The organism is Flavobacterium sp. T50_26 (assembly GCF_057652995.1).
In genome coordinates this window covers 1-380 of sequence record NZ_JBYFCC010000064.1, presented here as the reverse complement: position 1 = coordinate 380, position 380 = coordinate 1, and the positions used below count along the sequence as shown (strand labels likewise).

Here is a 380-nt window from a genome sequence, read left to right as displayed (position 1 = left end):
GTGTCAACCAAACCTTCCGGTGTGATTCCGGCTCCACTCCAAGTTCCTAAGGTTCCTTCTACTGAAGTGGTTGGTAAGGTTAAAGCTTCTCCAACACAAATCGGATTTACTGGGTTGAATGTTGTTGGAGCTTTTGCCGTGATTGTTACATCTATGAAGAAATCACTAGCACATTGACCAAAATCTGGTGTAAAGGTGTATCGAACATCTACAGCCGGAGCTGATGTATCAATTGTGCCAATATCCCAACTTCCTGATATTCCTTCATCTGAAAACAATGGTAAAGCACTTACTTGATCACCTTCACAATACGTTAATGGTAAAGTGTCAAATTTTGGATCTGTTGGTGCATTAACTGTTATTAAAACCGTTGTAACAGC

The 380-nt window shown here is 40.5% G+C and carries 1 pseudogene; it reads right to left on the bottom strand.

Annotation, left to right across the window (positions count from 1 at the left end):
- Positions 1-380 (bottom strand): annotated as a pseudogene (locus AC23MC_RS16445) (hypothetical protein); the annotation flags it as partial.